Origin of the sequence: Aliamphritea spongicola (genome assembly GCF_017051665.1) — a bacterium.
Lineage (GTDB): Bacteria > Pseudomonadota > Gammaproteobacteria > Pseudomonadales > Balneatricaceae > Amphritea > Amphritea spongicola.
In genome coordinates this window covers 3168-5078 of the sequence record NZ_JAFIDL010000017.1, presented here as the reverse complement: position 1 = coordinate 5078, position 1911 = coordinate 3168, and the positions used below count along the sequence as shown (strand labels likewise).

Sequence of the window (1911 nt, the reverse complement as noted above, 5' to 3'; positions counted from 1 at the left end):
ACTTTTCCGGTTTTGATAACTTCTTCGGAATTAATCAAAATCTTCTGAAAATAACCGTTGACTTCCACCGGGTGTTGAGTAGAATACGCACCTCGCTTGAGACGACAGCAACGACGGTTACGCCGGTTGCCGAAACGGTTTTAAGCATCGCTCTTTAACAATTTGATCAGATAATTCGTGTGGGCGCTTGTTGAGATGAAGCACAAAAGCTTTATCAAAGATAAGCAACCTAAGTGAATTCATTTAGATGTTTTTATGCAAAGTTGTTTAATGCTTTGAGCTAGATTTAAGACACCACATTCCGGTGTCGAAAAAATTAAACTGAAGAGTTTGATCATGGCTCAGATTGAACGCTGGCGGCAGGCTTAACACATGCAAGTCGAGCGGTAACATTTCTAGCTTGCTAGAAGATGACGAGCGGCGGACGGGTGAGTAACGCGTAGAAATCTGCCTGGTAGTGGGGGATAGCCCAGAGAAATTTGGATTAATACCGCATACGCCCTACGGGGGAAAGCAGGGGACCTTCGGGCCTTGCGCTATCAGATGAGTCTGCGTCGGATTAGCTAGTTGGTGGGGTAATGGCCTACCAAGGCGACGATCCGTAGCTGGTCTGAGAGGATGATCAGCCACACTGGGACTGAGACACGGCCCAGACTCCTACGGGAGGCAGCAGTGGGGAATATTGCACAATGGGCGCAAGCCTGATGCAGCCATGCCGCGTGTGTGAAGAAGGCCTTAGGGTTGTAAAGCACTTTCAGCAGTGAGGAAAGGGTGTAAGTTAATACCTTGCATCTGTGACGTTAACTGCAGAAGAAGGACCGGCTAACTCCGTGCCAGCAGCCGCGGTAATACGGAGGGTCCGAGCGTTAATCGGAATTACTGGGCGTAAAGCGCGCGTAGGCGGTTATTTAAGTCAGATGTGAAAGCCCCGGGCTCAACCTGGGAACTGCACCTGATACTGGATAACTAGAGTACAGAAGAGGGTGGTGGAATTTCCTGTGTAGCGGTGAAATGCGTAGATATAGGAAGGAACACCAGTGGCGAAGGCGACCACCTGGTCTGATACTGACGCTGAGGTGCGAAAGCGTGGGGAGCAAACAGGATTAGATACCCTGGTAGTCCACGCCGTAAACGATGTCTACTAGCCGTTGGGATACTTGATATCTTAGTGGCGCAGCTAACGCACTAAGTAGACCGCCTGGGGAGTACGGCCGCAAGGTTAAAACTCAAATGAATTGACGGGGGCCCGCACAAGCGGTGGAGCATGTGGTTTAATTCGACGCAACGCGAAGAACCTTACCTACTCTTGAAATCCTGCGAAGTCGGAAGAGATTCTGATGTGCCTTCGGGAACGCAGTGACAGGTGCTGCATGGCTGTCGTCAGCTCGTGTTGTGAAATGTTGGGTTAAGTCCCGTAACGAGCGCAACCCTTGTCCTTATTTGCCAGCACTTCGGGTGGGAACTCTAAGGAGACTGCCGGTGACAAACCGGAGGAAGGTGGGGACGACGTCAAGTCATCATGGCCCTTACGAGTAGGGCTACACACGTGCTACAATGGCCGGTACAGAGGGCTGCAATCCTGCGAGGGGGAGCTAATCTCACAAAACCGGTCGTAGTCCGGATTGGAGTCTGCAACTCGACTCCATGAAGTCGGAATCGCTAGTAATCGTGAATCAGAATGTCACGGTGAATACGTTCCCGGGCCTTGTACACACCGCCCGTCACACCATGGGAGTGGATTGCACCAGAAGTAGCTAGCTTAACCTTCGGGAGGGCGGTTACCACGGTGTGGTTCATGACTGGGGTGAAGTCGTAACAAGGTAGCCCTAGGGGAACCTGGGGCTGGATCACCTCCTTAAACGATAGCGGATTCTCAGCAAGCGTTCACACGAATTATCTGATCAGTATGTA

General features: G+C 51.1%; 1 rRNA gene. It reads left to right on the top strand.

What is annotated here, in order from left to right:
• Positions 1 to 318 precede the first annotated feature (318 nt).
• A 16S ribosomal RNA gene (locus tag JYB63_RS22520) occupies positions 319 to 1858 on the top strand.
• Positions 1859 to 1911: the final 53 nt, after the last annotated feature.